This window comes from Nonomuraea sp. NPDC049784, from assembly GCF_040659615.1.
Lineage (GTDB): Bacteria > Actinomycetota > Actinomycetes > Streptosporangiales > Streptosporangiaceae > Nonomuraea.
In genome coordinates, this window is the sequence record NZ_JBFAMX010000003.1 from 22,099 (window position 1) to 47,253 (window position 25,155).

Genomic DNA, 25,155 nt, shown 5'->3' on the forward strand with positions numbered 1-25,155 from the left:
GTCGGGCGGGTCGCTGGTCCGTACCAGCTGACGGACCCCGCCCTGGGGGATGGGGCGCGCGAGCACGCAGCCCGACGCGTTTGCGCCAGCGTAAGCCTGCTTCACGGAGCCGGTCTATACCGGCTCGTATCAGTTTGAAAACATCGAAGCCGGAAAACACTCACAACCGGTCTAGACCGGGCGTCAGAGGATCTTTCTCCGGACGCTCTCCCCGCCCTCTGGCGCGCCGATCCACGGCCCCTCGATGGACGGGTCGAGTATGCCCTCCTCGAGGAAGCCGTAGCGGCCTTCGAGCACGTACTCGGCCAGCCGCACGTCGTTGGTGTCGGTGTTGTCCCAGAGCTGGTCGAACAGCGACTCCACGCGACGTCTTGCCTGGTGGCAGAAGGTGTCGGCCAGCTCGTACGGCCGGCGCCCCAGGTCCGCTGAGTCCTCCTCAGCCTTGACGCAGGCGGCCGTCATGGCGAACAGCTCGGCCCCTATGTCCACGATCCTGCCGAGGAAGGACTGCTTGTGCTCCAGCCTGCCCTGCCAGCGGGACATGCCGTAGAAGGTGGACCGGGCCAGCTTCCTGCTGGTCCGCTCCACGAAGCGCAAGTGCTGGGCCAGCGGGCCGAAGTCGCCGTACGAGGTGGGCAGGTTGCCGGTGCCGGCCACCAGCGTGGGCAGCCACGTGGCGTAGAAGCGGCTCGCACGGCGCAGGGCCTGGGCGCGCTCCTGGCGGGAGGCCTCCGGGTTGATCAGCTCCCCCGCGGCCGACAGGTGCGCGTCCACCGCCTCACGCGTGATCATCAGATGCATGATCTCCGAGGAGCCCTCGAAGATGCGGTTGATACGGGAGTCGCGCAGCATCTGCTCGGCGGGCACGCCGCGCTCGCCGCGCGCCACGAGCGACTCGGCGGTCTCGTAGCCGCGCCCGCCCCTCATCTGGACCAGCTCGTCGATCGCCTGGTACGACAGCTCCGACGCGAAGAGCTTGGCCAGCGCCGCCTCGATCCTGATGTCGTTGCGCTGGTCGTCGGCCAGGCGGCTGGTGAGCTCACAGACGGCTTCGAGCGCGTACGCGGTGGCCGCGATGAAGGAGATCTTCGTGGCCACGGCCTCGTGCCGGCCGACCTTGCGCCCCCACTGCACGCGCTCGTTACCCCACTCGCGGGCGATCTTGACGGCCCACTTCGCGTTACCCGCGCAGGTGGCCGGCAGCGACAGGCGGCCGGTGTTGAGCGTGGTGAGGGCGATCTTCAGCCCCTGCCCCTCGCGCCCGATCATGTTCTTGGCAGGCACCCTGACCTGCGTGAACTCGGTGACGCCGTTCTCGATCCCGCGCAGCCCCATGAAGCCGTTGCGCCGCTTGACCGTGATGCCGGGAGAGTCGGCTTCGACCACGAACGCGCTGATCTTCTTGCCGGTCCTGGCCATGACCACGAGCAGGTCGGCGACGACGCCGTTCGTCGTCCACAGCTTGACGCCGTCGAGCACGTAGTCGTCGCCGTCGCGGACCGCGGTGGTGGACAGACGGGCCGGGTCGGATCCGACGTCAGGCTCGGTCAGCAGGAAGGCGGAGATCTCGCCCCGCGCGCACCTCGGCAGGAACTCCCGCTTCTGCTCCTCGGTGCCGAACAGCTTGAGCGGCTGCGGCACCCCGATCGACTGGTGCGCCGACAGCAGCGTGGCCAGCGCCGGGCAGTACGAGCCGACGAGCATGAGAGCGCGGCAGTAATACAGGTAGGGAAGGCCGAGCCCGCCGTACTCCTCGCCGATCGTGATCCCGAACGCCCCGAGCGCCGCCAGCCCCTTCACCACCTCGTCGGGCACCTGCGCGGTCCGCTCGATGAGCGCCGGGTCGACGTGCGCGTCGAGGTAGCGCCGCATCGCCCTGACGAACTCCTCACCTCGCTTGGTCGCCTCGTCGGACAGCGACGGCACGGGATACACCAGATCCAGCCGGAAGTCGCCGAGGAAGAGCTGCTTGGCGAAGCTGGGCCGCGTCCACTCCTTCTCGCGGGCCTGCTCGCCGACCTCCCTGGACTCCGCGTACTTGGCGTGCTCGGTCATGGCACCTCCCGACGATGCGCCGTCTAGTGCTAGGAGTACTGCCCGCCTGACGGCGCTCTGCGCTGTTTTATAGCGGGAATTTGTAAGAACGGCGAGCATTCGCTTTCAGCACCCCGAGCGCCACCAGAGCCAGTACGGCGGGAACCACGAGGTAGGCGCCGCAGAACGCCAGCGCCACGAGCGACAGCCCCACGCCCACGACGGCGGTGGTCCTGTGGGGTCCCGCGGGCAACATCCGCACGGCCGCCGCCACGCCGGCGCCCGTGACGGCGGCCAGGCACGCCGACGTGGCCCGCATGAGCAGGTCCAGGTCCACCGCCCACACCAGCACGGGCACGCACAGCACGGCGAGCAGTCCCAGGCTCCGGTACGGCGTCAGGCCCGGCGCCCCTCCCCTGGCGAACCAGCCGGGCAGCGCTCCGTCCCTGGCCAGGGCCGCACCCAGCCGGGCGGCCCCGGCGATGTACGTGTTGACGGCCCCGAACGTCAGCAGCACCGCCACCACCCCGGTGACCGGCCGCGCGGCGGGGCCGATGCCGATCTCCAGCATGGCGGTGAGCGGCACGTCGGGCATGTGGGGGCCGAGCACGCCCACGGAGGTGACGGAGACGCCCGCGTACAGGAGCGCGATCACGACGAGGGTCACCACGGTGGCCCTGACCAGGCCGTTCTTGCCGCCGGCGAACTCGGCCGACAAGTGGCTGGCCGCCTCCCAGCCGACGAAGGCGAACATGAGCACGCCTGCCGCGCTGGCCACGCCCCCGGCGCCGTACGGGGCGAAGGGGGTGAAGTTGGCCGGGTCGGTGTGCGGCGCGGCGGTGATCACCGCGGCGGCCAGCAGGGCGACGAGCAGGGCGACGAAGCCGATCTGCAGCCGCCCCGAGGTGCGCAGCCCGGCGGCGTTGGCGGCGAAGGCCGCTGCCAGGATCAGGCAGGCGGCCAGGGCGGCGTTCACGCCCAGAGTGGCCTCGACGTACTGGCCACCGATCAGCGCGCCCGCGACGGTGCCGATGGGGACGGCGCCGTAGAACCACCAGCCGACCACGGCGGCGGCGTGCCGCCCGAACGCCAGCCCGGCGAAGCTCGCCACTCCGCCGCCGTCGGGATACCTCGCGCCGAGCGCGGCGAAGGTGAGCGCGACGGGCACGCTCAGCGCGAGCAGGCCCGCCCAGGCCAGCACGGACGCGGGCCCGGCGGCGGAGGCGGCGAGGTGCGGCAGCACCAGCATCCCCGGCCCGAGCACCGCTCCCACCAGCAACGCCGTGCCCTGCCCCGCGCCTATGCGATGTTCCGTCATACAGGCGAAATTAGTGCAGTCATTCGGCCGTCACATGGGTTGACCGAACGTACGGCCGGAAGAGCATGCGAACATCCAGTCATGGACGAACTTGATTCGGAGATCGTACGGCTGCTCCAAACGGATGCGCGGCAGTCGAACAGGGAGCTCGCGCGACAGCTCGGAATCGCGCCCTCGACCTGCCTCGAGCGGGTCAGGGCGCTCACCCGGCGCGGCGTCATCCGCGGCTACCACGCCGACATCGATCCGGCCGCGCTCAACCGGAGCGTGCAGGCGATGGTCTCGGTGCAGGTGCGGCCGCTCAGCCGGGCGGTCATCAACGCGTTCAAGGCGTCGGCGGCCGAGATGCCGGAGGTGATGAGCGCGTACGTGCTGGCCGGTGGGGATGACTTCCTGCTGCACGTAGGGGTGCGGGACCTCGACCACCTGCACGCGTTCCTGCTCGACCGGCTGAGCAAGCGCAAGGAGATCGTCGGGTTCCGCACGTCGGTGATCTTCCAGCAGGTGACGAAGGCCGTGCCGGACCGGCTGGAGGACGACTAACCATACCTTTCACTACTCTGTGGTACTGTGTAGCAGTACTTGGTACTACGAGGTACTAGGAAAGGAGGACCCACGATGGACGACCTGACGGAGATGCTGAAGGGCACTCTTGAGGGCTGCGTGCTGGAGATCATCGGCGGCGAGGAGACCTACGGGTACGCCATCACGCGCCGGCTGAACGACCTCGGCTTCACCGACGTCGTCGAGGGGACGGTGTACACCATCCTGCTGCGGCTGGAGAAGAACGGGCTCGTCCAGGTGACGAAACGACCGTCCGGGCTGGGCCCGCCGCGCAAGTTCTACGCGCTCAACGACGCGGGGCGCGAGCGACTCGCGACGTTCTGGGCGAAATGGGAGTACATCACCTCACGGATCGACAGGCTCAAGGAGGGCGGGAGATGAACTTCTGGGAGACCATCACCGGTAGCGATCTCACCAGGGAATGGAAGGCGCTCGAAGTCCGGGCCGCGGCACTGCCGGCCGACTACCGGGCCGCGTGGGACCAGATCAAGGCTCATCTGTCCCTCTACGGGGACTTCACCGGTCGAAACCTGATGCCGATTCTCGACAATGCCCTGGGCCTGCTCGAAGAGACGGCGGCCGATGGACAGAGCATTCACGAGGTCCTGGGTGACGACATCGCCGGCTTCTGCGCGGCGCTGGCCGGCGGGCAGGGGGCGGGGAACTTCCGCGACCGCTGGCGCAAGCAGTTGAACAGGAACGTCGCAAGGAAACTGGGCCGGCTGGGAGGCTGACATGGGCATCCGGGACATCATCGAGGGCAAGAGGCAGTGGCGGGCGCACGTGGCGCGGGTCAAGGCGCTCCCGCCGGACTACCAGATCGTCTACAACGAGATGCAGAGGTACTTCTTCAAGGTCGGACCGATCGACCTGATCGACGGCTCCCTGCTCTCGGGGCTCCTCGACTTCTTCGAGGAGGGCGTCACGTCCGGCAAGGGAGTCCTGGAGCTCATCGGCGACGACGTCGCCGCCTTCGCCGACGACCTGATCAAGGACTCGCGCACCTACGCGGACGTCTATCAAGAGTCGATCGCCAAGAAATCCGGCGAGGCCGGGAAATAACATCAGGTTCGGCGAAAACGCCCGCGAGAGAACCTTACTTTCGTCAGGGCCGGCACTGGACGGTCGGCCGATACGGAAGAGGCCCCGGCGTTTCTAGGTTGCTCGTGTGAAACTCCTCCTGGCCCTCACCCTGATTTTCTGGGCACCCGCACCCGCAGCCACCCCTGAGCCGACCATCGACGCCTACCTGCGTCAGGCGATGGACAGCACGGGGGTGCCCGGCCTGTCCGTAGTGGTGACGCACAACGGCGAGATCGTGCACGCGGCCGGCTACGGCCACGACGCCGACGGCCGGCCGGTCACCGCGGACACCCCCATGCGGGTGGCCTCGGTGAGCAAGTCGTTCACCGCCATGGCGGTCATGACGCTCGTGGAGCGCGGCAAGATCAAGCTCGACGAACCGGTGGCCGCGCAACTGCCCGGCTTCACGATGGCCGACCCCCGGGCGGCGCGCGTCACCGTACGGCACCTGCTCAACCAGACCTCCGGCCTGTCGGACCGGACGGTGGACATCCCCGCCACCGAGAGCGCCATCTCCCTGGCCGACTACGTCACCCGCCTGTCCGGCTCCCGGCTCACCGCCGACCCCGGCACCCACTACGAGTACTGCAACGCCAACTACGACCTGGCGGCGCGGCTGGTGGAGGTGGCGAGCGGGCGGCCGTTCGGGGCGTACCTGCGCGAGAGGGTGTTCGGGCCGCTCGGCATGACGTCCAGCGCCGTCTCCGACAAGGACGTCCCGGTCGCGGAAGGCTACAACTCGCTCTTCGGGGTCTGGCTGCCCCAGCGGGAGCCGGCCGGGTTCCTGGACGACAGCGGCGCGGGCGGGGTCATCACCACGGCCGCCGACATGGGCAAATGGCTGATCGCCCAATCGGGTGACGGCCGCCCGCTGGTCACGCGGCAGAGCCTGGCGACCATGCACCAGCCGACGAAACTCCGCCCGTACGGGATGGGCTGGGGCATCGAGGACAACGGGCTCCTCGTGCACTCGGGAAACCTGTTCACCTACAACGCCGTCGAGGCCATCTCCCCCAAGACCGGCTACGGCTTCGCGGTGATGACCAACAACGCGACCCTGTACGACCCGACGTACGACATCATGCTCGGCCTCACCGCGCTGACCGAGGGCAGAACCCCGGAGGGTCTGGGCGGCGACCGGCAACTCTACGAGGCCGTGCTGGGCGTCTTGGCGCTGGTGGCGGCGGGGCTGGGCGTGCTGGGCGTCGTGCGGGCGCGGCGCTGGGCGGCCAGGCGCTGGATCGTGTTGCGCCTGGTGCCGGCGCTCGTCCCGGTGGCGGTGCTGGCCGCGTTTCCCGACCTCCTGTCGTTCCTGATGAACGGCCGGGAGGTCGAGTGGGCCCAGCTCACCCGTTTCCCTCTCCCCCTGACGATCACCGTGCTGGTCGCGGCGCTGGCGGGCCTGGGGGTGACCATCGCCCGGGTCCTGGCGATCAGGTCGGTACGGACTCCCGCCGCGGAACGGCCGCGTAGCTGATGGCCAGGGCGGTCAGGCTCAGCGCGGCGGCGGCCAGGCCCAGCCAGCGCAGCCCGTCCACCGCCACCAGCCCACCGCCCAGCGCCGACCCGGCCGCGATGCCGATGTTGAACGCGCACACGTTCACCGACACCGCCAGCGTGGGCGCCGGCCCGGCGTGCCGCAGCACCAGGCTCTGCAGCACCGGCGTGGTGGCCGAGGTCAGCAGTCCCAGCACGAGGACGGCCACCACGGCGGTCCCCGCCCACGGCACCGCGAACGGGAAGAGCGCCAGCACCACGGCCAAGCCGACGAACGTCCCGCGCACGGTGGCGCCCAGCGACCGGTCCGCCAGCCGCCCCGCCACCAGTCCCCCGGCCAGGCTGCCGGCCCCGTACACGAGCAGCAGCGTGGACACCGACGCCGGCCCGAAGCCGGTGATCTCGGTCAGCGCCGGAGCGAGGTAGGTGAACACGGTCGACGTCGCGGCCAGCCCGACCGCCGTCGTGGCGATCACGACCAGCACCTTCGGCCCCAGCACAGCGGCGATCTCGGCCCGCACGCTCGTGACCTGAGCCTCCTGACGAGGCAGCACACCGGCCAGCAGCCCGGCCACCACCAGCGCCAGCGCCGCCAGCACCCCGAACGGCACCCGCCACCCCGCGCCCTCCCCGAGCAGCACCCCCACGGGCACTCCCAGCAGCGTCGCCACCGAGAACCCGGATCCCACGGCGGCGATGGCCGTTCCCACGCGGTGCGGCTCGACCACCCGCGTCGCCACCGTCAGCGCCAGGGTCAGGAAGGCCGCGTGGCTCAGCGAGGCGACGACCCGCCCGGCGATCAGCACCTCGTACGATCCGGCCACCGCGCAGACCGCGTTCCCGGCCGCGAACAACGCCAGCAACCCCAGCGCCAGCCCCTTACGCGGCCAGCGCACTGTCATGATCGTCACCACCGGCCCGCCGACCACGACGCCCAGCGCGTACGCCGTCACGGTCTGCCCGGCCGTGGACACGGACACCTCCAGGTCGGCGGCCACCTGGGGAAGCAACCCGGCGATGAGATATTCGGATGTGCCGACCACGAACACGCTCACCATGAGCACGGCCGGCACCAGCAGACTCTTCTTCATGCGGGCACGCTAAAGTCTCACATGCATGTGAGAGTCAAGCCGTGGAGGTGGGGGATGCGGATCGGCGAGCTCGTCCGGCGTACCGGCGTGAGCGAGCGGCTCCTGCGCTACTACGAGGAGCAGGGCCTGCTCAACCCCGAGCGCCTGCCCAGCGGCTACCGCGAATACGCCGAGACGCACGTCGAGACCGTGCGCCGCATCCGCTGCCTGCTCGCGGCCGGCCTGCGCACCTCGACGATCGCCACCGTCCTGCCGTGTCTGGAGACCGAGGGCGAACGCCTGGCGCCCACCTGCCCCGACGTGGTGGCCCGGCTGCGCGACGAACGCGATCGCATCGACCATGCGATGCGCGACCTCCACGAGTCACGCCAGGCCCTCGACCTCGTCATCTCAGCCGCCCGGTTCTGACGTGTCCGGTCCACAGGTCAGGCGGTCGAAGGCCGTCTCGACGGCCTGGGGCAGGCGTTCGGGGGCGGCGCCGGCGATCGTGCGGCCCGCGTAGAAGGCGGCCAGCCCCGCTTCCGCCGCCACGGCCGCGGTCTCGCGATCGGCTCCTCTGCTGGTCAGCAGGTCCTTCAGCACGTCGGCGTACCTTCGCTGCTTGGCGATGCTACGCGCTGTCAGCTCCGGATGGCTGGCCACCAGCCGCTCGTGCCGTTCGTACGCGTCGGGCTCGGCGGTGAGCTGGGCGACGTAGGAGAAGACCACGGCGCGGACCGAGGACCAGTGCCGCGGCATCGAGCCGCCGATGGGGCCTTCGGCGGGGATCTGTTCCACCTCGCCGAGGAAGGCGCCCGGTTCTCCTTCGTCGGCGAACACGACCTCCTGTTTGTCGCCGAAATAGCGGAAAAACGTCGCCCGCCCGACCTCGGCCCGCTCGGCGATGTCGGTCACCGTCACCCGTTCGAAGCCGCGCTCGGCGAACAACGTGAGCGCGGCCTCGATGATCGCATCCCGGGCGCGCCGCTGTTTGCGCCGCCTGAGCGAGCCTCCGGAGCCTTCCTCCCGATCCACCACCTGCGGTGGCGCGGGGACCGGATCGTGGCGATCGCGGAGTACGGCAACCCCGTCACCTTCTGCAAGACATTCGGCGCGCCCGGCTGTTGAGCCCGAGCAGACCGTGATCCTCCGGGTGCCGGGCAGGAGGCTCGCCCGCCAGGAGCATGGGTACGGCGTGATCAGTGGGTGTCCGGTCGGGGGATGCGGATGCCGGCGGCGCGGAGCCTGGTCTCGACGAGCGCGACTCCCCGGGCCGCCGCCGAGTCCTGCTCCTCGCCGTGGAGGGCGATCAGCCTGTACCGGGTCGCGGCCTCGGTACGGGCTTGCAGACCGGTCACGATCTTCAGGTGTTCGGGGTTGGCGAGGAAGTGGTCGGCCATGGCGGTGGCGAGTTCGGTGACGCGCGGGTCGTCCGGTGCCCAGGTCGCGGCTTCGGTGCCGCGCTTGATCAACGCGACGAACCGGGTGTCGTCGAGGGCTTGCTCCACATGGGTGAGGTAGTCGCCGAACCCCTCGGGGACCAGGGCCCTGGCCAGCACCCAGCCCTCCCTGGTGGCCGCCACCTCCGCCGCGGGGAAGCCGAGGCCGGACAGCCGCTCTAGCAGCGCCACGGCGCGGTCGGGCAGCAGCGCCCGGTCGCCATCGGCGAGCCGGCGCAGCGTGTCGCGCCGCGCGATCAGCTCCTCGATCCGTTCGGTGAGCTGCCGCTCGACGTCGGTGAGCGCGGTGGCGAACAGCTCGGGGTCGGCGTCGAGGAGCGGCGCGATCTCGGCCAGCGGCACCCCGGCGGCGGCCAGGGTACGGGCCTGCACGAGCCGCAACAGCTCGGCCGATCCGTACCTGCGGTAGCCGGAGCTGTCACGTTCCGGCTCCTTCACCAGGCCGAGCTTGTGGTAGTGCCGCACCGTCTTCACGGTGATGCCGACGAAGGCCGCCGCCTGCCCGATCGTGACTCCGTTCACCCGCATATTCCTGTTCTTGTTGCTCGCGCTCGGCGACCAGGGGTACCACATGCTCAGCCCGTCGGGCCCTGCCCACCCAGGAACACCTCGTTGAGGAGCCTCTGCTGGGCGTTCTGGAACGCCGCTCCGATGGACAGGTCGGCGTCGTCCACGCAGTTCAACGCGGCGGTCAGGGTCCTGCGCCCGTCGGGTGTGCTGTACATCAGCGCCGCGTGGCCCACGGCGGCGCCGTTGTGGGAGATGAGCGTGCCACCGTCGTCCGTGGTCACCACGAACACTCCCAGGCCGTAGTCCATGTTCGGGATGCCCGTCGGATGCGGGGCGCACATCTCGGCCAGCAGCGGGGCCGGCAGGAGCCTGCAGCCGAGCAGCGCGGAGATGAACGTGGCCAGGTCCTGGGTGGTCGAGATCATGTCACCGCCGGTGGAGATCCAGGAGGGGTTCTGGCGGGTGATGTCGATCGTCTTCTGCTCGCCGGCGTCCTCGTACCGGTAGTAGGCGTGGGCGTGCGGCGCGGGGATCTCCGGCGAGGCGTCCGGCACCACGGTGCCCGTCAGCCCGAGCGGCCCCAGGATCCGCCGCCGCATCTCCTCGGCCAGCGAACGGCCGGTCACCTTCTCGATCAGCAGCCTGGCCAGCACGTAGTTGGTGTTCGAGTAGCTCCAGCCGGCACCGGGCTCGAACCGGGCCGGCTTGGACAACGCCAGCCGGACCAGTTCCTCCGGCCGGTAGGTCTTGAGCCGGTTGTCCACCCACTCCTTGCCCGTGGGGCCGTAGGGGATGGTGATGCCCGGCACGATCGTCCCGTCACCGTAGACCTCGCCGCTGAAGTTGAACACCCCGCTGGTGTGCCGCAACACCATCCGCACCGTGATCCGCTCGTCCAGCCCGAACTCGGGCAGATAGCCCGCCACCGGGTCGTCCAGCCCGACCTTGCCCTCGGCCACCAACTGCAGGACCAGCGTCGCGGTGAAGGTCTTGGTGTTGCTGCCAATCCGGATGTGCCCATCGACCGGCGGCTCAGCGGCCCCGCCCAACTCGGCCGCCCCGGCGCTGCCGGCCCACTCCCCCCGCTCATCACGCACCCGCACCGCCACCCCGACGAACCCGGAATCAACGATCTCCTCCAGCACCTTCCGCAGCCCCGGGCGATCCTGCCCGGCGGCGTCGAGGGCGTCAGTGATCTTGCGAATCATCTCGGCCGTGGCCGGGCTCGGCCGGCCCTGCTGCATCTGTGCGGTTTCGACGGCTATGAGAACGGCACCGCGGAAGTTACCGGCCTCGGCCGGATCCTGCCTCATCAGCAGATTCATGCCCGCGGTCAGGGCCGGCAGCACCCGGTCGGCCATCTCGGCCACGGACTTGCCGACCAGATCCTTGGGGTCGGGGTGATCGGCGAGCACATGCCCGACCAGCCCGGTGGCCGAGCCCAGCGCGATGCTGCCACTGGCGGCGCTCTTCTGAGGCTTCCCAGTGGCGGCGCCCGCGGCGGCCATCAGCGACACCGCGCCGTACGCGGCCACTCGCAGGGTGCTTTTGTCCTGGTCGGAGAGGGTGATCGTCATGGTGAGTGATCCTTCGAATCCGTTCAAATCCGGTCGGCGTCGCGCCGCTGCGCCGAGCCTCCACCCTGACCCGAGGTCAACCTCAACCGTGATCTGACTCACAGCAATGTGTGCTTCAAGTGCAGGCCACCGCCCCCGCCCGTACCCGGGGAAGCCGACCACGGGAACCTGCGGTCCGCCGAAACGTTCTCATGTACAGGCCGGTTTGAGGAGACCCGCGTTGAGAGACCTGTTCCAGTACCTCCCGCTGTCATTCGTGGCGTTCGGATTAGTGATCATGTTGCTTTCGATCAGAGGGATCATCAACGGCAAGCGGTTCGTACGGCACGCGCACCAGGTGCAAGGCGTGGTCACCGATGTCCGAACCAGGTTCACGGGACAGGGCGAGAACTTACGGGCGAACCAGTGGCCGGTCCTGACCTTCACCACCCTGGAGGGGCAGAAGATCATCACCGAGGCGGCGACCACCTCCGGCCTCGGCACCGGCGACGAGACCGACGTTCTCTACGACCCCCACGACCCGACCACGGCCATACCCGCACAGAACGCCCACGGCAGCTACAGCGGCGTGGTCGTCGGGCTCATCGCGGTCGTGATCGGCGTGGTCTTCTTCTTGGGCTTCTGGGACGGCGGGAGCAAGAGCGGGTGCGAGATCCAGCGCCCCGACGGCTCCTTCGAGAGCGCCCCCTGCCCGCCCGGCATGAAAATCGGCGGATGACCGCCACCTCCACATCCACGCCACCGCAGCCCCTCAACGTGGTAGCAGGTTTGGTGGCTAAGTAACCCCCTGCCTGGTTTGGTATCAGGCGGTTGTGATCACGACCTTGCCGAAGGCGCCGCGTTCGAGGTGGGCGAGGGCGGAGGGGAGGTCGTGCAGGGCGTACTCGGCCGCGATCCACCTGCAGCTGATCTCGAAGAATGTGGTCCCACATGCCCTGACCGTAGGTGCTTCGATCGGGCGGGTGAGAGATCCGAGTTCTTAGGATCCGGCCATCGGGGAGATCCAGCTCGTATGTGACGTGATGGTTTCCCGTTCCTCCGAGAGCGTTCCTTACCGGACGCCAGCCTTCGAGCCGGCAGAATCGATCATGATCAACACGTGTGGGCTGGGGCCAGGTCACCGGGCCTTCCCCACCAGCCACCATGCACCCTCGTAACCTCAGGGACATGCGCCTTTACCAGTGATTCGCGAGCAAGCAATCGTCATCCGCCGACTTCCGAAACCAGGTAGAGGGGCTTCGTATGCGTGCCCGTTCCAGCAAACAAAAAGGCCGCCCCACGCTGCCCGTGGTGCGACCGATGCCCAAGATGCCGCAGCGGCCCATCGCGCCGCCGCGCCGCATCCCTCCGAAGGGCCGATGAAAGCAACTACCAGGATGGGTAGTTAGACGAGCGCCGCCTCCCCCCGTTACGCCCGGGAGGCGGCGCTCGCGCTGTTCAGAGTCGTTCGATGATGGTGACGTTGGCCTGGCCGCCGCCCTCGCACATCGTCTGGAGGCCGTACCGGCCGCCGGTGCGCTCCAGCTCGTGCAGGAGCTTGGTCATCAGGATCGCGCCCGTGCCGCCGAGCGGGTGGCCGAGTGCGATGGCGCCCCCGTTCGGGTTGACGCGGGCCGGGTCGGCGCCGAGCTCGTGCATCCAGGCCAGCGGCACCGGCGCGAACGCCTCGTTGATCTCGACCACGTCGATGTCGTCGATCGACATGCCGGCCTTCTTGAGCGCCCGCTGGGTGGCGGGGATCGGCGCGGTCAGCATGTAGACCGGGTCGTCGCCCATGAGCGCGAGCTGGTGGATGCGAGCCCTCGGGGTCAGCCCGTGGTCGCGTACGGCCTGCTCGGAGGCGATGAGCACCGCGCCGGAGCCGTCGGAGATCTGCGAGGAGGTGGCGGCGGTGATCTGGCCGCCCTCCTTCAGCGTCTTCAGCGAGGCCATCTTCTCCAGCGTCGTGTCGGCCCGCGGGCCCTCGTCGTCCTCCACGCCGCTGACGGGGGCGATCTGGTCCTTGAAGTGGCCGTTCGCGATGGCCTTGGCGGCCCGCTGGTGGGACTCGAGCGCGTACTGCTCCAGCATGTCCCTGGTGTAGCCCCACTTCTCGCACATCAGCTCCGCGCCGCGGAACTGCGAGATCTCCTGCTTGCCGTACCGCTCGACCCACTTCTCGCCGAACGGGAACGGCATGCCCTTCTCCAGCGCGGCCGTGATCGAGGAGCCCATGGGGACGATGCTCATCGACTCGACACCGGCCGCCACCACCAGGTCCTGGGTGCCGGACATGACGCCCTGGGCAGCGAAGTGGATCGACTGCTGCGAGGAGCCGCACTGCCGGTCGATCGTGACACCGGCGGTGGTCTCGGGCAGCCCTGCCGACAGCCAGGCATTTCGCGCGATGTCCATGCTCTGAGGGCCGAACTGCATGACGCACCCCATGATGACGTCCTCGACCGCCGCGGGGTCGACGCCGGTGCGGTCGATCAGCGCCTTCAGCGTGTGAGCTGCCAGGTCAGTGGGGTGGACGGTGGAAAGGCCGCCCTTCTTCTTGCCGACCGGGGTGCGGACCGCCCCGACGATGTACGCCTCTGCCACAGTGCCTCCTGAAACCGAGCATTATTCGGTTACTAAGGGCAGACTACAACAGAACGACGTTCTGCTCACGTGGGCGGGACCTCAGGCGGGCGGGTTCAGGTCCTCCGCGGCGTCGACCCTGAACCGCCACCGGTCCACGACCAGCCCGTTCAGCGCCTCGGCCAGCTCGAGGGCCAGCGCGCCGAGCTTGGCGGGCTCGTCGCCGCGCAGCTCGATCGCGGTCAGCTCGGTGGCGAAGGGCAGCAGCTCCTGCACTGCCGGCGGCTGCCCCTTCTGCGGTACGAGCCCGGCCCGGATGTCGCCCGCCGTGAAGGTGAACTCGTCCTCCTCGTCCGGCTCCAGCAGCGGCGCCAGCTCCTCGGCGGTGGGCCGTACCGGAAGGATGACGGCGGGGCCGCTCCCCTGGTCGTCGGCCGGATCGCTCACCTCACCCCGGCACACCGCGAGCCCCTTGAGCCGGAAGGCCAGGCCCTCGGCGAGGTAGCGGTCGAAGTAGTCCAGCGGCAGCGGCCCCTCAGCGACCACCCGGACCGCCCACACCTGCTCCAGCTCGCCGCCGGTCAGCTCGCTGTCGGCCTCCACGGGCGCGTACACCCGCACGTCGGTGGCCACGATGTCGTCGCCGTCCTGCCGCGCGCCCGGGTCCGCTAGCCGTACGATGCGCAGCAGCTCGTCCGGGTCCGGTTTCGCGGGCAGGGCCGCCGTCGGGCCAGTACGCAGTCTCCGCTTCGCCATCCAGCCCATAGCCCGCCTCCGCGCGTCAGCTTCGATAGGAGCTCGTCATCGTCGCGTAGACGATGATGTTGTCGGTGTAGTGCCCGATACGCCGATCGTAGGTGCCACCGCAGGTGATGAGGTGGAGTTGGGCGTTCTCCTGGGCCCCGTAGACACGCTGGGTCGGGAACGTCTTCTTGCTCGCCTGCTCGACGCCGCCGACGGTGAACACCGCGGTGGTCTTGTCCTGGCGCTTGACCTCGATGGTGTCGCCGTTCTTGATCTCGAACAACCGGCTGAACACGGCGCTGCGCGTCCTCGTGTCCTTGTGCCCGAGCATCACAGCCGGGCCCGCCTCTCCCGGGGTGGACATGTTCCGGTACCACCCGACCAGGTTGGGGTCGTCCCCCGGAGGCACCTCGATCGTCCCGTCCTTGGCCAGCCCGATGGACTTGACCGGCGCGTTGATCCCCAGCCTCTTGATCACGATCCGCACGGGCGTGGAGGGCATCATGGGAGGCGCGGGGTTGATCTGCGGCAGCGGCGGCGGCACGTCGGGAGCGGCCTGGAAAAGCGCCTGCTCGGGCTGCCCGCTGGCCTTCCCGTTGGGCTGCTGCGGCAGGGTGAGTGCGTCGCGGTTGCTGGCCAGGCCGTATTCGTCGGGGGACTTGAGCACGATGAGCAGCCCGGCCACGACGGTGACGACGCCGGCGATGGCGGCCACGATCAGCACGGTCCTGAGCGCCACGCTGCCCTTGTCCTGCTGAGGCGGCGGCACGGCCCCGCCACCGCCTCCATATGGATAGTGCCCCGACATCTGCGTCAACTCCGGATGGAACGACGGCGCATGATCAGACCGCCTACGGCAGCGGCCGCGATCAGGGCGGTACCGGTCAGGATGAACAGCCGCCCGTCAGGCCCCATCTCCCCGCCCTCGCCCGTGTCGGCTCCGGCCTTGGGCGTCTTGGACTTGCTGGTCTTGCTGGAAGGGGTGACGGTCACCGTGTGGGTGCTCGTCTTCGTGGGCTTGGGCGAGGTGGTGGTGGGGGTGGGGGTGGGCGTCGGCGTGTTCGACGGAGTGGACGAATTGGACGAAGACGAAGTGGCGGTCCCGACTACCAGGTTGGCTGAGGGGCCGCCGGAGGTGCCCGGCTGGCAGCTGTACCAAGAAGTGCCGTTAACCAAGAGCGAGAAGGCACCGCCCTTGAGAGCAACCGTTCCGGTCGCGGTCGGCGTGACCACCATGGTCATGGTTGGCAGCGGCATGGGGGCGCCCTGGGTGACCACCGCATACGGGGTGGCAGTCGCGCCGACGCTGACCGGCGTCGAAGGCATCGGACTCCCGCTGGGGCTGATCGTCCCCTGGGCCACGACGGTGCTGCTTGCGGTGATCTGCGCGGTCGCGAGCAACTGGCTGGGCGTGGCGGTCGGCTGCTGGATATCCCATGTCACGGTGACGGTCGAGCTGGGTGTGACAGCGACTGCCGGCGTCCTCAGCTCCATACGAAATGGGACGGCCTGGGGCTGCCCACCCGGCGTCGCCGTGCAGTTGTAGGTCACATCCACCGGAGCCGCCATCGCGGCCACCATGGGTATGGCACCGAAGATCCCTGCGCCTAGGACGGCCATGGCGGATGTCTTGAGGGCGAGGCGGCGCCGCGCCTTGGACGTCAGCACTTCCATCTCCATTTCAGCGCAGTATGAACAGTCGTGCCAGAATTCCAGCCGTTGGTCACGGTTAGGTTGAGATCTTACGAACTGTCCCTGTCAACTTCCCGTAAACAGCCAAATCGGCCAGAACTTATCTCTCAGCCCTTCTTCTTCGACAACGTTGCGTACACGACGATGTTGTCCGTGTAACTGTGTGCCGCCTGGTTGAAGACCCCACCACAGGTGATGAGCCTCAGCTGAGAGTCCTTCGTGTTCCCGTACACGCGAGATGTCGGGAACGACGTCTTGCTTGCCTGCTCGATCCCGCTGACCGTGAACCGCGTGACCTTGCCGTCCGACCGGTACACGTAGATCTGGTCGCCCTTGGCCAGCTCTCGCAGGCGGTCGAAGACGGCGGGGCCCTTGCGGGTGCTCACGTGGCCGTTGATGATCGCGGGGCCGACCTCACCCGGCACCGGCGAGTAGCGGTACCAGCCCGTCTGGCCGGGCTTGGTCAAGGGCGGGGTACCGAGCTTGCCCGTCTTGTCCACGGTGACGGCGCCGATGGCCGAGTTCACCTTGATCTTGGGGATCTTGATGCGGGTGGGCCTGGCCTTGGCGGTCTTGGTCTTGGCCGACGGGATCGGGGCCACGGTCGGGACGGCCGCGAGGGGTGGGGGCGCGTCGAGGCGGGCCGGGGTCAGGGGGACGTTCTTGCCGCCGGGGCCCACGGTGGGCGGGAGGACGAACGCGCCCGCGTTCGCCATCTCCACCTGCGTCGGCGTGTCCTGGGCCGCCGCCAGCGAACCCGAGCCCGAGCCGTCGTCCGCGGTGGGCACCAGCGAGAGCAGGGTCACCATGACCAGGCCGACGCCGCCCAGCGAGCCGGCGATCAGCAATCCGGGCTGCGCCCGCTGCATCGGTGTCTTCTGCTGTTCGGTCATCGGTGAACTCCTCCCGCGTGCGCGGCCCTGCGTCGGCGCAGCAGCAGCCCGCCGCCCGCGCCTCCCATCACGAGCGCCGCCATCAGCCCGTACGGCTGGGCTTGACGATCCGGCGCCTCACCGCTGTCCACGCCGCCCTTGGGCGTCTTGGGCACCTGCGCCTTGTAGTACTTGGTCGCGGTCGGCCCGGTGGTCTTGGGCGTGGCCGAGCCGGAGCTGGTGCCTGTGGCGCTGGGCAGCACGACCACGTGTCCGAGACCGCCGTCGTTGGAGCCGCTGTGCGGGGTGGTGTTGGTCGCGGTGGGCGTGGATGTCGGGGTGTTCGTCGGGGTGTTGTCCGTGGGCGGGTTGTCCGTGGGAGTGCCCGTCGGCGTTGGGCTCGTCGGGGTGCTGCCGGGGACGGTGATGTCGATGGCTCCGGGGTCGCCCTGGAGCGCGCAGGTGGCCTGGTTGTAGATCGGCGGCTCTTCCACGTCGCCGGTGGTCACCCTGAAGGCGTCCAGATAGGCGGGCTTGTCCTCGACGTTGACGATCTCGATCGTGTGCGGGCCGTAATTCAGCTTCGTCGGCGACTCCCAGAGGACCACCTTGGTCTCTGTGCCTATCACAGGCTTTCCGCTACGGTCCTTGCCCGGCTCCACCAGGGGGTCGGTGACGGTATGCCCGTCGAGGATCACGCGGATCGGCCCGAGTCCCGGCGCGCGCCTGCCGATGTAAGCCACCTGGGTGCCGATGAACTGGAGCTTGGCGATCTCACCCTGCGAGCTCGTTTTTTGCACGTCGTTGAGGTGGTCGCCATACTCCTCCGCGGTGTACTCCCACTCCCAGCCGCTTGTGTACTCCACGTTGGTCTTGTTGTTGACCATCACCTCGCCCTCGGCGGGCGTGAAGCGGACGAACAGCTCGCCGGGCTTGAAACGGATCTTGCCCGAGCGGCTGATGGAGCCCTGGTCGGACAGCCCTTCGGGAAGGTCAAGGTACTGGCCGGGCACCAGCTCGGGCTGGTCCTTGCCGCCCCTGGGCCGGAGCTGGCCATTCCAGGCGCCGCTGATGTCCACGACGCCCTCCAGGTCCAGCGAGGACCCCGCGGGGAAGAAGCCCGGCGAGCCAAACTCCCGCCCGCCCGTCTTGTACGACATGTCCCAGCGGACGTTCATCAGCCCGCCTGCCTCGACCTGTGGGGTCATGCGGGCCTCCAACTCCACGCCGGCGCCCGCAATGCCGCCGGTGCACCTGTAGTTGGCCACCAACGAGGCCTCGGCCTGGCTCGGGATCGAGAACGTCCCAACTAACGCCGCCGACGCGGCCACCCCCACCGATGCGGCGATCCACGCCTTGCGCCACCGACTCACGGGAGACTCCGATCACGCCACAAATAGACCGAAGGTAGATCCTAGAGTCGAAAACACCTGCAACACATGCCGAACGAGGCAACGTACGGCACTTGTGATGAAGCCGTGTCCACAGCCGCCCCTCGTACTAGAAAAGGGGGTATACCTGCCAGTAACAGAACCCTATTCGGGAGGCGAGGCGACCGATGCGGCGAGACCTCTTCGACGAGGAGCACCTGCTCTTCCGCGAGACCGTGCGCGAGTTCATGGCCCGTGAGGTCGTGCCGCACCACGCTCAGTGGGAGAAGGACGGCATCGTCCCGCGTGAGGTCTGGAAGAAGGCCGGGGCGCTGGGGATGTTCGGGTTCTCGGTGCCGGAGGAGTACGGCGGGGCGGGGATCAAGGACTTCCGGTACAACGCGGTCATTCTCGAGGAGATCACCCGGCACGGCGCCTCCGGGCTCGGGTTCTCGCTGCACAACGACGTCATGGCGCCGTACCTGGTGGATCTGACGAACGACGAGCAGAAGCAGCGGTGGCTTCCCGGCTTCGTCAGCGGCGAGCTGATCACGGCGATCGCGATGAGCGAGCCGGGGGCCGGGAGCGACCTGCAGGGGATCAGGGCCACGGCCATCCGCGAGGACGACCACTACCTGGTGAACGGCCAGAAGACGTTCATCACGAACGGCATCAACGCCGACCTCGTCGTCGTGGTGGCCAAGACCGATCCCGGTGCGGGCGCCAAGGGGACGACCCTGGTCGTGGTCGAGCGCGGCATGGAGGGCTTCGAGCGCGGGCGGAACCTCGAGAAGATCGGGATGAAGGCGCAGGACACGGCCGAGCTGTTCTTCGAGAACGTACGGGTGCCCGTCGCCAACCGCCTCGGCCCGCGCGACGGCGAGGGCTTCTTCCAGCTCATGAACAACCTGCCGCAGGAGCGCCTGTCGATCGCCGTGGGGGCGGTGGCCGCGGCGGAGGCCGTCCTGGAGGAGACCATCGAGTACTGCAGGACCCGCAAGGCGTTCGGGCGGAGCATCGGTTCGTTCCAGAACACCCGGTTCGTCCTGGCGGAGCTGGCCACCGAGACCGAGATCGCCCGTCACTACGTGGACAAGTGCATCCTGGCGCTCAACGCCGGCGAGCTCACCGCGGTGGACGCGGCCAAGGCCAAGTGGTGGACCACCGAGCTGCAGAACAAGGTCATCGACCGCTGTCTCCAGCTCCACGGCGGGTACGGCTACATGATGGAATACCCCGTCGCCAAGGCGTGGCTCGACAGCCGGGTCCAGACGATCTACGGCGGCACCACCGAGATCATGAAGGAGATCATCGGCCGTACCTTCGGATTCTGACCGCGCGGGAAGGCGGCTCGCACCCCATACTGGAGACCATGGACAGCGGCCTGATCCTCCTGGTTTTCCTGGCGTTGCTGTTCGCCTGGGGCCTCAACCGCGTGCGCCGGGCGTTCCGTCTGGGCCCGGTCGGTTATGCCGGCGTGATGATCGTCTTCATCATCGCCATGCTCCTCGTCTGGGGCCAGACCAAGCTCTGAGACGTCTCATCGGGCGCAAGTCGCCGTAGGAACGCATCCACGAACGATGCCATCGGGCATCGGCGGGACCTGCCCGCCCCTCGACTTGTCATTTCACAGTGGTTTACAGGCGACTCACAAAACCGTTGATCGTCATGAGTTCGGCAGGTAGCGTCTACCCCCGGCGGCGATCACTTGTTCGAATTGTCGCCAACAGCACCCGAGCACCTCTGGAGATGGCGAGATGAAGCGAACACTTGGTGTATTAGTCGTCGGCCTGCTGGCCTCCGGTCTCGTGGCCGCGCCGGCCGAGGCCTCCAGCGTGTGGACCGACCCCCTGGTCTCTTCTCAAGCGATCGCTGTTGAAACCGCGGCGTTCTGGCTTGGCAATGGCGGCGCCAACCTGAGGAACGCCACTCCGTACAACGTCCAGACCGCCGTCGACAAGGTCTTTTCCGCCGGCGGTGTCTCCCCCGACACAAAGCCCGGCTCTGTCCCGCCATTGGCCCCGACCACCTCCGGCGAACCGAACGCCAAGACGCCCACCACCTGGGGCAAGGTGTTCTTCATCGGCGCCGATGGCCAGCCACACTGGTGCACGGGCACTGCCGTACAGTCCCAATTCCGCAACCTCGTCGCCACGGCCGCTCACTGCGTCTACGACACCCAGGGCTCTGACGCCACACTCGGGAAGTGGGTCTTCGTTCCCGGCTACGCCGACGGCACGACCCCATGGGGTCTCTACGTCGGGAAGCAGGCCTTCACCCACTACGACTTCCCCAGCTACAACGACTACGACCGCGACTACGCCTTCGTCAACGTCTACAGCGGCGTCATCCCCTCAACCTCAGGTGAATTGACCAACTTCGGAAGTCTGGTCGACAACGTCGGCGGACAGGGCCTAGCCTGGAACCAGCCGCTGGACTCCTCAGTAGACGTCTTCGGCTACCCCGCTGGTCCTCACCCCGACGGCACGCGGCCTTACACAGGTGAGACCCTCGAATCTTCCAGCGGCCGCCCAACCCCCGCCCTGGTCCCCAGCTTGAAGGCCGAGGAACTCACCGCCGTCGATTCCTCCTTCACCGGTGAAGGCGCCCTCGGCTCCTCCTGGTTGATCCGTTACCACAAGAGCAGCGGCATGGGCTACCTCAACGGCATCACCATCAGCGTCGCCGACACCGATGGCAACCTGCGTTACGACACAAGCTTCTCTCCGTACTTCGACGGTGAGACCAACGGCGTCTACAAGGCCGCCGCAGCCTCGTGGAGCGGCTCGCTCCTGCTCGGGTAACCGGGTCCGGCATACGCCCCCCCAGGAGGGACATCAGGCCCCCGCGGACTTCCGAGGGCCTGGCAGTGGCCGAACACGGGATCTCTCGTGGGGCAACAGTGCGCGACGAGCGACACTCCCGAACCCCACAACAGGATGTCCCTAGCCGGGCATGCCCTCGACGAAGCGGGTGAGCAGCCTGGCGAACTCCGTCCGCTCCTCCGCCGACCACCCCTCCATGGCCGCCGCGAACGCCACCTGCCTGCCGCGATGGGCCTGCTCCAGCGCCGCCCGCCCGGCCTCGGTCAGCACCAGCCAGGCCCGGCGCCCGTCGGCCTGGTCGGCCTCCCGCCTGACCAGGCCCGCCGTCACGGCCGCCGCCACGAGCCTGCTCGCCCTCGGCTGATCGACGCTGAGCGCCTGCGCGACCGTGGACACGGTGGCGGGCTCGCCGGCGCCCTCGATCACGTCGAGCACCTCGAACTCCGGCCCCACGGCTCCCTGCTGCCGCGCCAGCGCCCGCCTGCTCTGCCGCCGCCTGATCGCGACCATCGCCCGCTCGATCGCGGCAATTTCCTTGTCTTTATACATATAGTTGCTATCCTACATCTATGGACAAACCGATCGGCCACTGGCTGAAGCATCTCGACAACCTGCTGGAAGACGCCATGGAGCAGGCGCTCCAGACCACCACCCGCCGAGAGTGGCAGGTGCTCAACCAGGCGGCCCAAGAAAGCACCTACACCATGCCGTTCACGGGGGTGGACGAGGCTGTGGAGCGGCTCACCGCCAAGGGCTGGCTGGCGGACGGCAAGCTCACCGACGCGGGCAGGGCCGCACATGAGGAGATCTCCGAGAAGGTCGGGCATTTCAGGCAACAGGTGCTCGTGGGCGTGAGCTCGCAGGAGTATCTGGCCACCATCGACGTGCTCCGCCGCATGTCCGCCAATCTCACGAAATAGCGCTTGATTCCAGGATGATGCGGGCCACGAGCTCGGGATCGTCGCTCATCGGCACGTGACCGCAGCCCTTCAGCAGCTTGACTCGCTGCCCCGACCAGCGGGCCGCGCGTACGGCCTGGCGGCGCAGTAGCAGCCGGTCGTGCTCGCCCCACGCGATCGTGATGGGCGACTTGGGCGGCGCGGGCGGCATCAATCCGGAGAACGATTCAAGCGTCTCGTCGAAGCCGCTCGCCTCGCTCAGTGCCTGCGCGGCCGCCGTCAGCGCCTGCGGCTCCAGCCTGGACGGGTGGGCGACCAGGATCCCGGTGGACGCGCTGCTCAGGAGCGGGGTGGCGCCGAACCTGGCCCCCGCTCGCAAGGCACGCAGCATCGCCTGGGCGTAGAGGAGCTCGGGGCGGGACCAGAAGCCGGCGGGCGACAGGGCCGTCGCCGTGCGTACGACGCCGCGCGAGGCCAGCTCGAGCGCGATGTAGCCGCCGAGCGAGTTGCCGGCCATGTGCGGCTCGCGCACGCCGAGCCGCGCGCAGAACGACTCGACCGCGTCCGCCAGCGACTCGGCGGTGTAAGGGATGCCCTCAGGGAGCCCCGGCGAGACCCCGAAGCCGGGCAGGTCGATCGCGATCACCGTGCGCGCGGCGGCGAGCCGGTCCATCACCGGCAGCCAGGCCTGCCAGTGGTGACCGATGCCGTGAATGAGAATCAGCGGCGCACCGGTGCCTCGTCGCTCGAACGCCAGCTCCATATGGCCAGCTAACCACTCACCTGCCGCGCGTGGGAATCTCGAACCAGACGGCTTTGCCTTCCCTGGTAGGACGCGATCCCCAGCGTCTGGCCAGCTGGTCGACAAGGTAGAGGCCGCGTCCGCCCTCGTCGTTCTCCCCCGCGCTGCGGATGCGTGGCAGGCGCAGATCCTGGTCGAAGACCTCGACCCAGACCGCCTCCTCGCCTCTGCGCAGCCTCAGCGTGAACTCCTTGTCGCCGACCACTTCGTCCTCGAAGCCCGGCATGTCCCAGGACTCCTCGAACGGCAGCGGCGGCCCCTCCACGACCAGCTCCCTGCGCGGGATGCTGGCGGTGGCCGCGTGGAGCACGACGTTGGTGACGACCTCGGAGACGAGCAGGCAGGCCAGCTCGGCCCGCTCCTCGGGGACGTTCCAGCTCGAGAAGGCCTCCGACGCCATGCGGCGCGCCTCCCCCACCATGATCGGCTGGGCCGGGAACGTGCGCTCCTCGACGTCGAGGTCGACGTCGCTGGAGCGGACGACCAGGATCGCCATGTCGTCGTCGATCTCGCCGGGCACGGCCACCGTGGCGGTGTCGGCGATGCGCTCGACCTCGGCGCCGGACATCTTGGCGAGCTTCTCGCAGAGCACGCCGAGCGTCTCTTCCTCGCTCGGCATCCGGCCGTCGCGGCCCGGCCGGCGGTCGACCAGCCCGTCGGTGTAGAGCAGCAGCGCGGCGCCCGGCGGGAGGGTGCGCGTCTCCTCCTTGTAGACCAGATCGGCGTGCAGGCCCTTGGCGCGGACGCCGAGCGGCTGGCCGACCTCCTCGATGTCGAGCTCGACGCACTGGCCGTCGACCAGCAGCAGCGGCGGCGCGTGGCCCGCGTTGGCGAACGACAGCTGGCGCGACCAGGCGTCGTAGACCAGGTATTGGCAGGTGACGATGGGCGGGATGCTGACCTCGGCGCCGTTGTCGTCGTGCTCGGGCGTGGCGATGATGCGGGTCCACTCGTCGAGCCTGGCCAGGATGTCGGCCGGCGACTTGTCGTCCTGGGCGAAGGCCCGCAGCGCCGCCCTGAGCTGGCCCATGATGGCCGCCGCCTTGGCGCCCCTGCCCTCGACGTCGCCGATCACGATGCCGACCCGGCCGGCCGAGAGCGGGATCACGTCGTACCAGTCGCCGCCGACCTGGGTCTGGATGCCCTGCCCGTGGGAGGCGAGCGGGGCCGCCGGATAGTAGCGCACCGCGATCTCGAGGCCGTCGAGCTGCGGCAGCGCCCGGGGCAGCAGGTATTTCTGGAACGACTCCGCCGTGTGGCGCTCTTCCTCGAACAGCAGCGCGTTGTCGATGGCGAGCGCGACCCTGGTGGCGATGGCGCCCACGAAGTCGCGGTCGAAGGCGTCGTAATGGGGGCTGCGCCGCTCGGTGAGGTTGGACAGGCCGAGGTACATCAGCCCGAGCGTCTCACCACGCACCAGCAGGGGTGCGACGATGGCGGAGGTCATGCCGATCTCGCCGCACAGCTGCGCGCTGCCCTCGCTGGGGGCCGGGTAGCTGCTGGAGGCGAAGCTCTCGACGAGGATGGTCTCCTGGCGGCGCAGCGCCGTGTCCGCGTAGTGGCCGATGGGGTAGCGGATCTCCGCGCCCACCGGCATCCATGTGCCCGGCGGGGGCGTCCACCCCTGCACGTGTTGTGAGACCCGGCGGACGAGCCTGTCGCCCTCCATCAGCTCGATGAAGCAGTGGTCGGCGAACTGCGGGACCAGCATCTCGGCGACCCGCTTGAGCGTCTCCTCGACGTAGAGCGAGCCCGCCAGCCGCTCGCCGATGCGCTCGAGCAGGCCGAACCGGTCCTTTTCTCGCTCGTTGCTGCGCAGCGCCTCGCGGGCCGTGATGACGATGCCCGTCACCGAGCCCGAGGGGTGGCGCAGCGGCACGGCCTGGGCGCGCACGTAGACGATGGTGCCGTCGCCGCGTCTGACGTCGAACGTGCCCTCCCACACGCCGCCCTTGAGCACATGCTTGGCCAGATCGATGGCGAGCGGGTGGTCCTTCTCCAGAATCCCGAGGGACAGGACGGGCGTGTCACGCGAAGGCGACTTGCGGCCGAAGAGCTTCTCGGCGAACGGGTTCCAGTAGAGGAGATTGCTGAAACGGTCGGTGACGACCACCGCCATCTCGGCGTGGTCAAGCACAGATCCGGCATTAAGGTGATCAGCCGTTTCTTGTGACAGATCCCCCCAACGGTTCATCCGGAGACCACTCCTCGGGGTGGCATGCACGCAAAGCGGACCACGGGCGCTCCTGCAACAGTCTTGGCCAGGGGGGAGTGGA

27 protein-coding genes are annotated in these 25,155 nt (G+C 68.8%); 12 read left to right on the top strand and 15 right to left on the bottom strand.

The window, feature by feature from the left end:
• Window positions 1–183: 183 nt before the first annotated feature.
• Together AB0J09_RS01200 and AB0J09_RS01205 are read right to left on the bottom strand one after the other, a co-directional pair.
• Window positions 184–2,055 carry an acyl-CoA dehydrogenase family protein gene (locus AB0J09_RS01200; RefSeq protein WP_360683173.1) on the bottom strand — a complete coding sequence of 624 codons (1,872 nt, stop codon included), beginning with the start codon at window positions 2,053–2,055 and terminating at the stop codon, window positions 184–186.
• A 67-nt stretch (window positions 2,056–2,122) separates the two neighbouring features.
• The gene (locus AB0J09_RS01205; RefSeq protein ID WP_360683175.1) at window positions 2,123–3,352 is read right to left on the bottom strand and encodes an amino acid permease; all 1,230 of its coding nucleotides are present in this window, start codon (window positions 3,350–3,352) and stop codon (window positions 2,123–2,125) included.
• An 81-nt stretch (window positions 3,353–3,433) separates the two neighbouring features.
• On the opposite strand from AB0J09_RS01205, the gene AB0J09_RS01210 reads away from it, so the two are divergent.
• The 5 genes from AB0J09_RS01210 to AB0J09_RS01230 all read left to right on the top strand — a co-directional run bounded on the left by AB0J09_RS01210 (window position 3,434) and on the right by AB0J09_RS01230 (window position 6,476).
• Window positions 3,434–3,895: an Lrp/AsnC family transcriptional regulator gene (locus AB0J09_RS01210; RefSeq protein WP_360683177.1), complete on the top strand. Its 462-nt coding sequence runs from the start codon at window positions 3,434–3,436 to the stop codon at window positions 3,893–3,895.
• 75 nt (window positions 3,896–3,970) lie between these two features.
• Window positions 3,971–4,297, top strand: coding sequence for a PadR family transcriptional regulator (locus AB0J09_RS01215; protein WP_360683179.1), 327 nt, complete (start codon window positions 3,971–3,973; stop codon window positions 4,295–4,297).
• Entirely contained in the window at window positions 4,294–4,650 is a 357-nt protein-coding gene (locus AB0J09_RS01220; RefSeq protein ID WP_360683181.1) for a DUF1048 domain-containing protein, read from the top strand. Before AB0J09_RS01215 ends, AB0J09_RS01220 begins: the two co-directional genes overlap by 4 nt.
• Window position 4,651: 1 nt before the next feature.
• A complete protein-coding gene (locus AB0J09_RS01225; RefSeq protein ID WP_360683183.1) occupies window positions 4,652–4,978 on the top strand; it encodes a DUF1048 domain-containing protein in 327 nt (108 codons plus the stop codon).
• Window positions 4,979–5,084: 106 nt separating this feature from the next.
• Window positions 5,085–6,476, top strand: coding sequence for a serine hydrolase domain-containing protein (locus AB0J09_RS01230; RefSeq protein ID WP_360683185.1), 1,392 nt, complete (start codon window positions 5,085–5,087; stop codon window positions 6,474–6,476).
• On the opposite strand, the gene AB0J09_RS01235 is transcribed toward AB0J09_RS01230, so the two are convergent.
• On the bottom strand, window positions 6,433–7,587 hold the full coding sequence (locus tag AB0J09_RS01235; protein ID WP_360683187.1) for an MFS transporter: 1,155 nt from the start codon (window positions 7,585–7,587) through the stop codon (window positions 6,433–6,435). The two genes, AB0J09_RS01230 and AB0J09_RS01235, sit on opposite strands and share 44 nt — an antisense overlap.
• A gap of 54 nt (window positions 7,588–7,641) precedes the next feature.
• Here AB0J09_RS01235 and AB0J09_RS01240 point away from each other — a divergent pair, with 54 nt between their 5' ends.
• A complete protein-coding gene (locus AB0J09_RS01240) occupies window positions 7,642–7,995 on the top strand; it encodes a MerR family transcriptional regulator (protein WP_360683189.1) in 354 nt (117 codons plus the stop codon).
• Here the strand turns inward: AB0J09_RS01240 and AB0J09_RS01245 are convergent.
• From AB0J09_RS01245 to AB0J09_RS01255, 3 genes are all read right to left on the bottom strand, one after another.
• The gene (locus AB0J09_RS01245) at window positions 7,978–8,601 is read right to left on the bottom strand and encodes a TetR family transcriptional regulator (RefSeq protein ID WP_360683191.1); all 624 of its coding nucleotides are present in this window, start codon (window positions 8,599–8,601) and stop codon (window positions 7,978–7,980) included. The genes AB0J09_RS01240 and AB0J09_RS01245 overlap by 18 nt on opposite strands.
• A gap of 164 nt (window positions 8,602–8,765) precedes the next feature.
• On the bottom strand, window positions 8,766–9,548 hold the full coding sequence (locus AB0J09_RS01250) for a MerR family transcriptional regulator (RefSeq protein ID WP_360683193.1): 783 nt from the start codon (window positions 9,546–9,548) through the stop codon (window positions 8,766–8,768).
• A gap of 53 nt (window positions 9,549–9,601) precedes the next feature.
• Window positions 9,602–11,113, bottom strand: coding sequence for a serine hydrolase domain-containing protein (locus AB0J09_RS01255; RefSeq protein WP_360683195.1), 1,512 nt, complete (start codon window positions 11,111–11,113; stop codon window positions 9,602–9,604).
• A gap of 220 nt (window positions 11,114–11,333) precedes the next feature.
• Here AB0J09_RS01255 and AB0J09_RS01260 point away from each other — a divergent pair, with 220 nt between their 5' ends.
• Window positions 11,334–11,831 (top strand): DUF3592 domain-containing protein, encoded by a 498-nt coding sequence (locus AB0J09_RS01260; RefSeq protein ID WP_360683197.1) that lies wholly within the window; start codon window positions 11,334–11,336, stop codon window positions 11,829–11,831.
• Between the two features lie 719 nt (window positions 11,832–12,550).
• On the opposite strand, the gene AB0J09_RS01265 is transcribed toward AB0J09_RS01260, so the two are convergent.
• The 4 genes from AB0J09_RS01265 to AB0J09_RS01280 all read right to left on the bottom strand — a co-directional run bounded on the left by AB0J09_RS01265 (window position 12,551) and on the right by AB0J09_RS01280 (window position 15,412).
• Window positions 12,551–13,696 carry an acetyl-CoA C-acetyltransferase gene (locus AB0J09_RS01265; protein WP_360683199.1) on the bottom strand — a complete coding sequence of 382 codons (1,146 nt, stop codon included), beginning with the start codon at window positions 13,694–13,696 and terminating at the stop codon, window positions 12,551–12,553.
• A gap of 81 nt (window positions 13,697–13,777) precedes the next feature.
• Window positions 13,778–14,431, bottom strand: coding sequence for a hypothetical protein (locus AB0J09_RS01270; RefSeq protein ID WP_360683201.1), 654 nt, complete (start codon window positions 14,429–14,431; stop codon window positions 13,778–13,780).
• Window positions 14,432–14,456: 25 nt separating this feature from the next.
• Entirely contained in the window at window positions 14,457–15,188 is a 732-nt protein-coding gene (locus AB0J09_RS01275; RefSeq protein WP_360683203.1) for a class F sortase, read from the bottom strand.
• A 44-nt stretch (window positions 15,189–15,232) separates the two neighbouring features.
• Entirely contained in the window at window positions 15,233–15,412 is a 180-nt protein-coding gene (locus AB0J09_RS01280) for a hypothetical protein (RefSeq protein ID WP_360683205.1), read from the bottom strand.
• On the opposite strand from AB0J09_RS01280, the gene AB0J09_RS01285 reads away from it, so the two are divergent.
• The gene (locus AB0J09_RS01285) at window positions 15,402–15,965 is read left to right on the top strand and encodes a hypothetical protein (protein WP_360683207.1); all 564 of its coding nucleotides are present in this window, start codon (window positions 15,402–15,404) and stop codon (window positions 15,963–15,965) included. The genes AB0J09_RS01280 and AB0J09_RS01285 overlap by 11 nt on opposite strands.
• Window positions 15,966–16,218: 253 nt before the next feature.
• Here AB0J09_RS01285 and AB0J09_RS01290 read toward each other — a convergent pair whose 3' ends face one another.
• Window positions 16,219–17,004: a class F sortase gene (locus AB0J09_RS01290; protein ID WP_360683209.1), complete on the bottom strand. Its 786-nt coding sequence runs from the start codon at window positions 17,002–17,004 to the stop codon at window positions 16,219–16,221.
• Complete coding sequence (locus AB0J09_RS01295; protein ID WP_360683211.1) at window positions 17,001–18,356, bottom strand: hypothetical protein; 1,356 nt, start codon at window positions 18,354–18,356, stop codon at window positions 17,001–17,003. The genes AB0J09_RS01290 and AB0J09_RS01295 overlap by 4 nt, the downstream gene beginning before the upstream one ends.
• A gap of 185 nt (window positions 18,357–18,541) precedes the next feature.
• Between AB0J09_RS01295 and AB0J09_RS01300 the strand changes: the two genes are divergently transcribed.
• The 3 genes from AB0J09_RS01300 to AB0J09_RS01310 all read left to right on the top strand — a co-directional run bounded on the left by AB0J09_RS01300 (window position 18,542) and on the right by AB0J09_RS01310 (window position 21,157).
• Window positions 18,542–19,687, top strand: a complete 1,146-nt coding sequence (locus AB0J09_RS01300; protein WP_360683213.1) for an acyl-CoA dehydrogenase family protein — start codon at window positions 18,542–18,544, stop codon at window positions 19,685–19,687.
• Between the two features lie 38 nt (window positions 19,688–19,725).
• The gene (locus AB0J09_RS01305; protein ID WP_360683214.1) at window positions 19,726–19,887 is read left to right on the top strand and encodes a hypothetical protein; all 162 of its coding nucleotides are present in this window, start codon (window positions 19,726–19,728) and stop codon (window positions 19,885–19,887) included.
• Between the two features lie 223 nt (window positions 19,888–20,110).
• Complete coding sequence (locus tag AB0J09_RS01310) at window positions 20,111–21,157, top strand: hypothetical protein (protein WP_360683216.1); 1,047 nt, start codon at window positions 20,111–20,113, stop codon at window positions 21,155–21,157.
• 141 nt (window positions 21,158–21,298) lie between these two features.
• On the opposite strand, the gene AB0J09_RS01315 is transcribed toward AB0J09_RS01310, so the two are convergent.
• Window positions 21,299–21,727: a MarR family transcriptional regulator gene (locus tag AB0J09_RS01315; protein ID WP_360683218.1), complete on the bottom strand. Its 429-nt coding sequence runs from the start codon at window positions 21,725–21,727 to the stop codon at window positions 21,299–21,301.
• A 20-nt stretch (window positions 21,728–21,747) separates the two neighbouring features.
• Here AB0J09_RS01315 and AB0J09_RS01320 point away from each other — a divergent pair, with 20 nt between their 5' ends.
• Window positions 21,748–22,098 (top strand): MarR family transcriptional regulator, encoded by a 351-nt coding sequence (locus AB0J09_RS01320; protein ID WP_360683220.1) that lies wholly within the window; start codon window positions 21,748–21,750, stop codon window positions 22,096–22,098.
• On the opposite strand, the gene AB0J09_RS01325 is transcribed toward AB0J09_RS01320, so the two are convergent.
• Both AB0J09_RS01325 and AB0J09_RS01330 read right to left on the bottom strand, forming a co-directional pair.
• On the bottom strand, window positions 22,088–22,840 hold the full coding sequence (locus AB0J09_RS01325) for an alpha/beta fold hydrolase (RefSeq protein WP_360683222.1): 753 nt from the start codon (window positions 22,838–22,840) through the stop codon (window positions 22,088–22,090). The two genes, AB0J09_RS01320 and AB0J09_RS01325, sit on opposite strands and share 11 nt — an antisense overlap.
• A 16-nt stretch (window positions 22,841–22,856) precedes the next feature.
• Window positions 22,857–25,073, bottom strand: a complete 2,217-nt coding sequence (locus AB0J09_RS01330; RefSeq protein ID WP_360683224.1) for a SpoIIE family protein phosphatase — start codon at window positions 25,071–25,073, stop codon at window positions 22,857–22,859.
• Window positions 25,074–25,155: the final 82 nt, after the last annotated feature.

Coding starts and splice junctions, on each gene's coding strand:
- AB0J09_RS01200 (WP_360683173.1), bottom strand. CDS start 2,055: ATGACCGAGCACGCCAAGTACGCGGAGTCCAGGGAGGTCGGCGAGCAG.
- AB0J09_RS01205 (WP_360683175.1), bottom strand. CDS start 3,352: ATGACGGAACATCGCATAGGCGCGGGGCAGGGCACGGCGTTGCTGGTG.
- AB0J09_RS01210 (WP_360683177.1), top strand. CDS start 3,434: ATGGACGAACTTGATTCGGAGATCGTACGGCTGCTCCAAACGGATGCG.
- AB0J09_RS01215 (WP_360683179.1), top strand. CDS start 3,971: ATGGACGACCTGACGGAGATGCTGAAGGGCACTCTTGAGGGCTGCGTG.
- AB0J09_RS01220 (WP_360683181.1), top strand. CDS start 4,294: ATGAACTTCTGGGAGACCATCACCGGTAGCGATCTCACCAGGGAATGG.
- AB0J09_RS01225 (WP_360683183.1), top strand. CDS start 4,652: ATGGGCATCCGGGACATCATCGAGGGCAAGAGGCAGTGGCGGGCGCAC.
- AB0J09_RS01235 (WP_360683187.1), bottom strand. CDS start 7,587: ATGAAGAAGAGTCTGCTGGTGCCGGCCGTGCTCATGGTGAGCGTGTTC.
- AB0J09_RS01240 (WP_360683189.1), top strand. CDS start 7,642: ATGCGGATCGGCGAGCTCGTCCGGCGTACCGGCGTGAGCGAGCGGCTC.
- AB0J09_RS01255 (WP_360683195.1), bottom strand. CDS start 11,113: ATGACGATCACCCTCTCCGACCAGGACAAAAGCACCCTGCGAGTGGCC.
- AB0J09_RS01270 (WP_360683201.1), bottom strand. CDS start 14,431: ATGGCGAAGCGGAGACTGCGTACTGGCCCGACGGCGGCCCTGCCCGCG.
- AB0J09_RS01290 (WP_360683209.1), bottom strand. CDS start 17,004: ATGACCGAACAGCAGAAGACACCGATGCAGCGGGCGCAGCCCGGATTG.
- AB0J09_RS01300 (WP_360683213.1), top strand. CDS start 18,542: ATGCGGCGAGACCTCTTCGACGAGGAGCACCTGCTCTTCCGCGAGACC.
- AB0J09_RS01305 (WP_360683214.1), top strand. CDS start 19,726: ATGGACAGCGGCCTGATCCTCCTGGTTTTCCTGGCGTTGCTGTTCGCC.
- AB0J09_RS01310 (WP_360683216.1), top strand. CDS start 20,111: ATGAAGCGAACACTTGGTGTATTAGTCGTCGGCCTGCTGGCCTCCGGT.
- AB0J09_RS01315 (WP_360683218.1), bottom strand. CDS start 21,727: ATGTATAAAGACAAGGAAATTGCCGCGATCGAGCGGGCGATGGTCGCG.
- AB0J09_RS01320 (WP_360683220.1), top strand. CDS start 21,748: ATGGACAAACCGATCGGCCACTGGCTGAAGCATCTCGACAACCTGCTG.
- AB0J09_RS01325 (WP_360683222.1), bottom strand. CDS start 22,840: ATGGAGCTGGCGTTCGAGCGACGAGGCACCGGTGCGCCGCTGATTCTC.
- AB0J09_RS01330 (WP_360683224.1), bottom strand. CDS start 25,073: ATGAACCGTTGGGGGGATCTGTCACAAGAAACGGCTGATCACCTTAAT.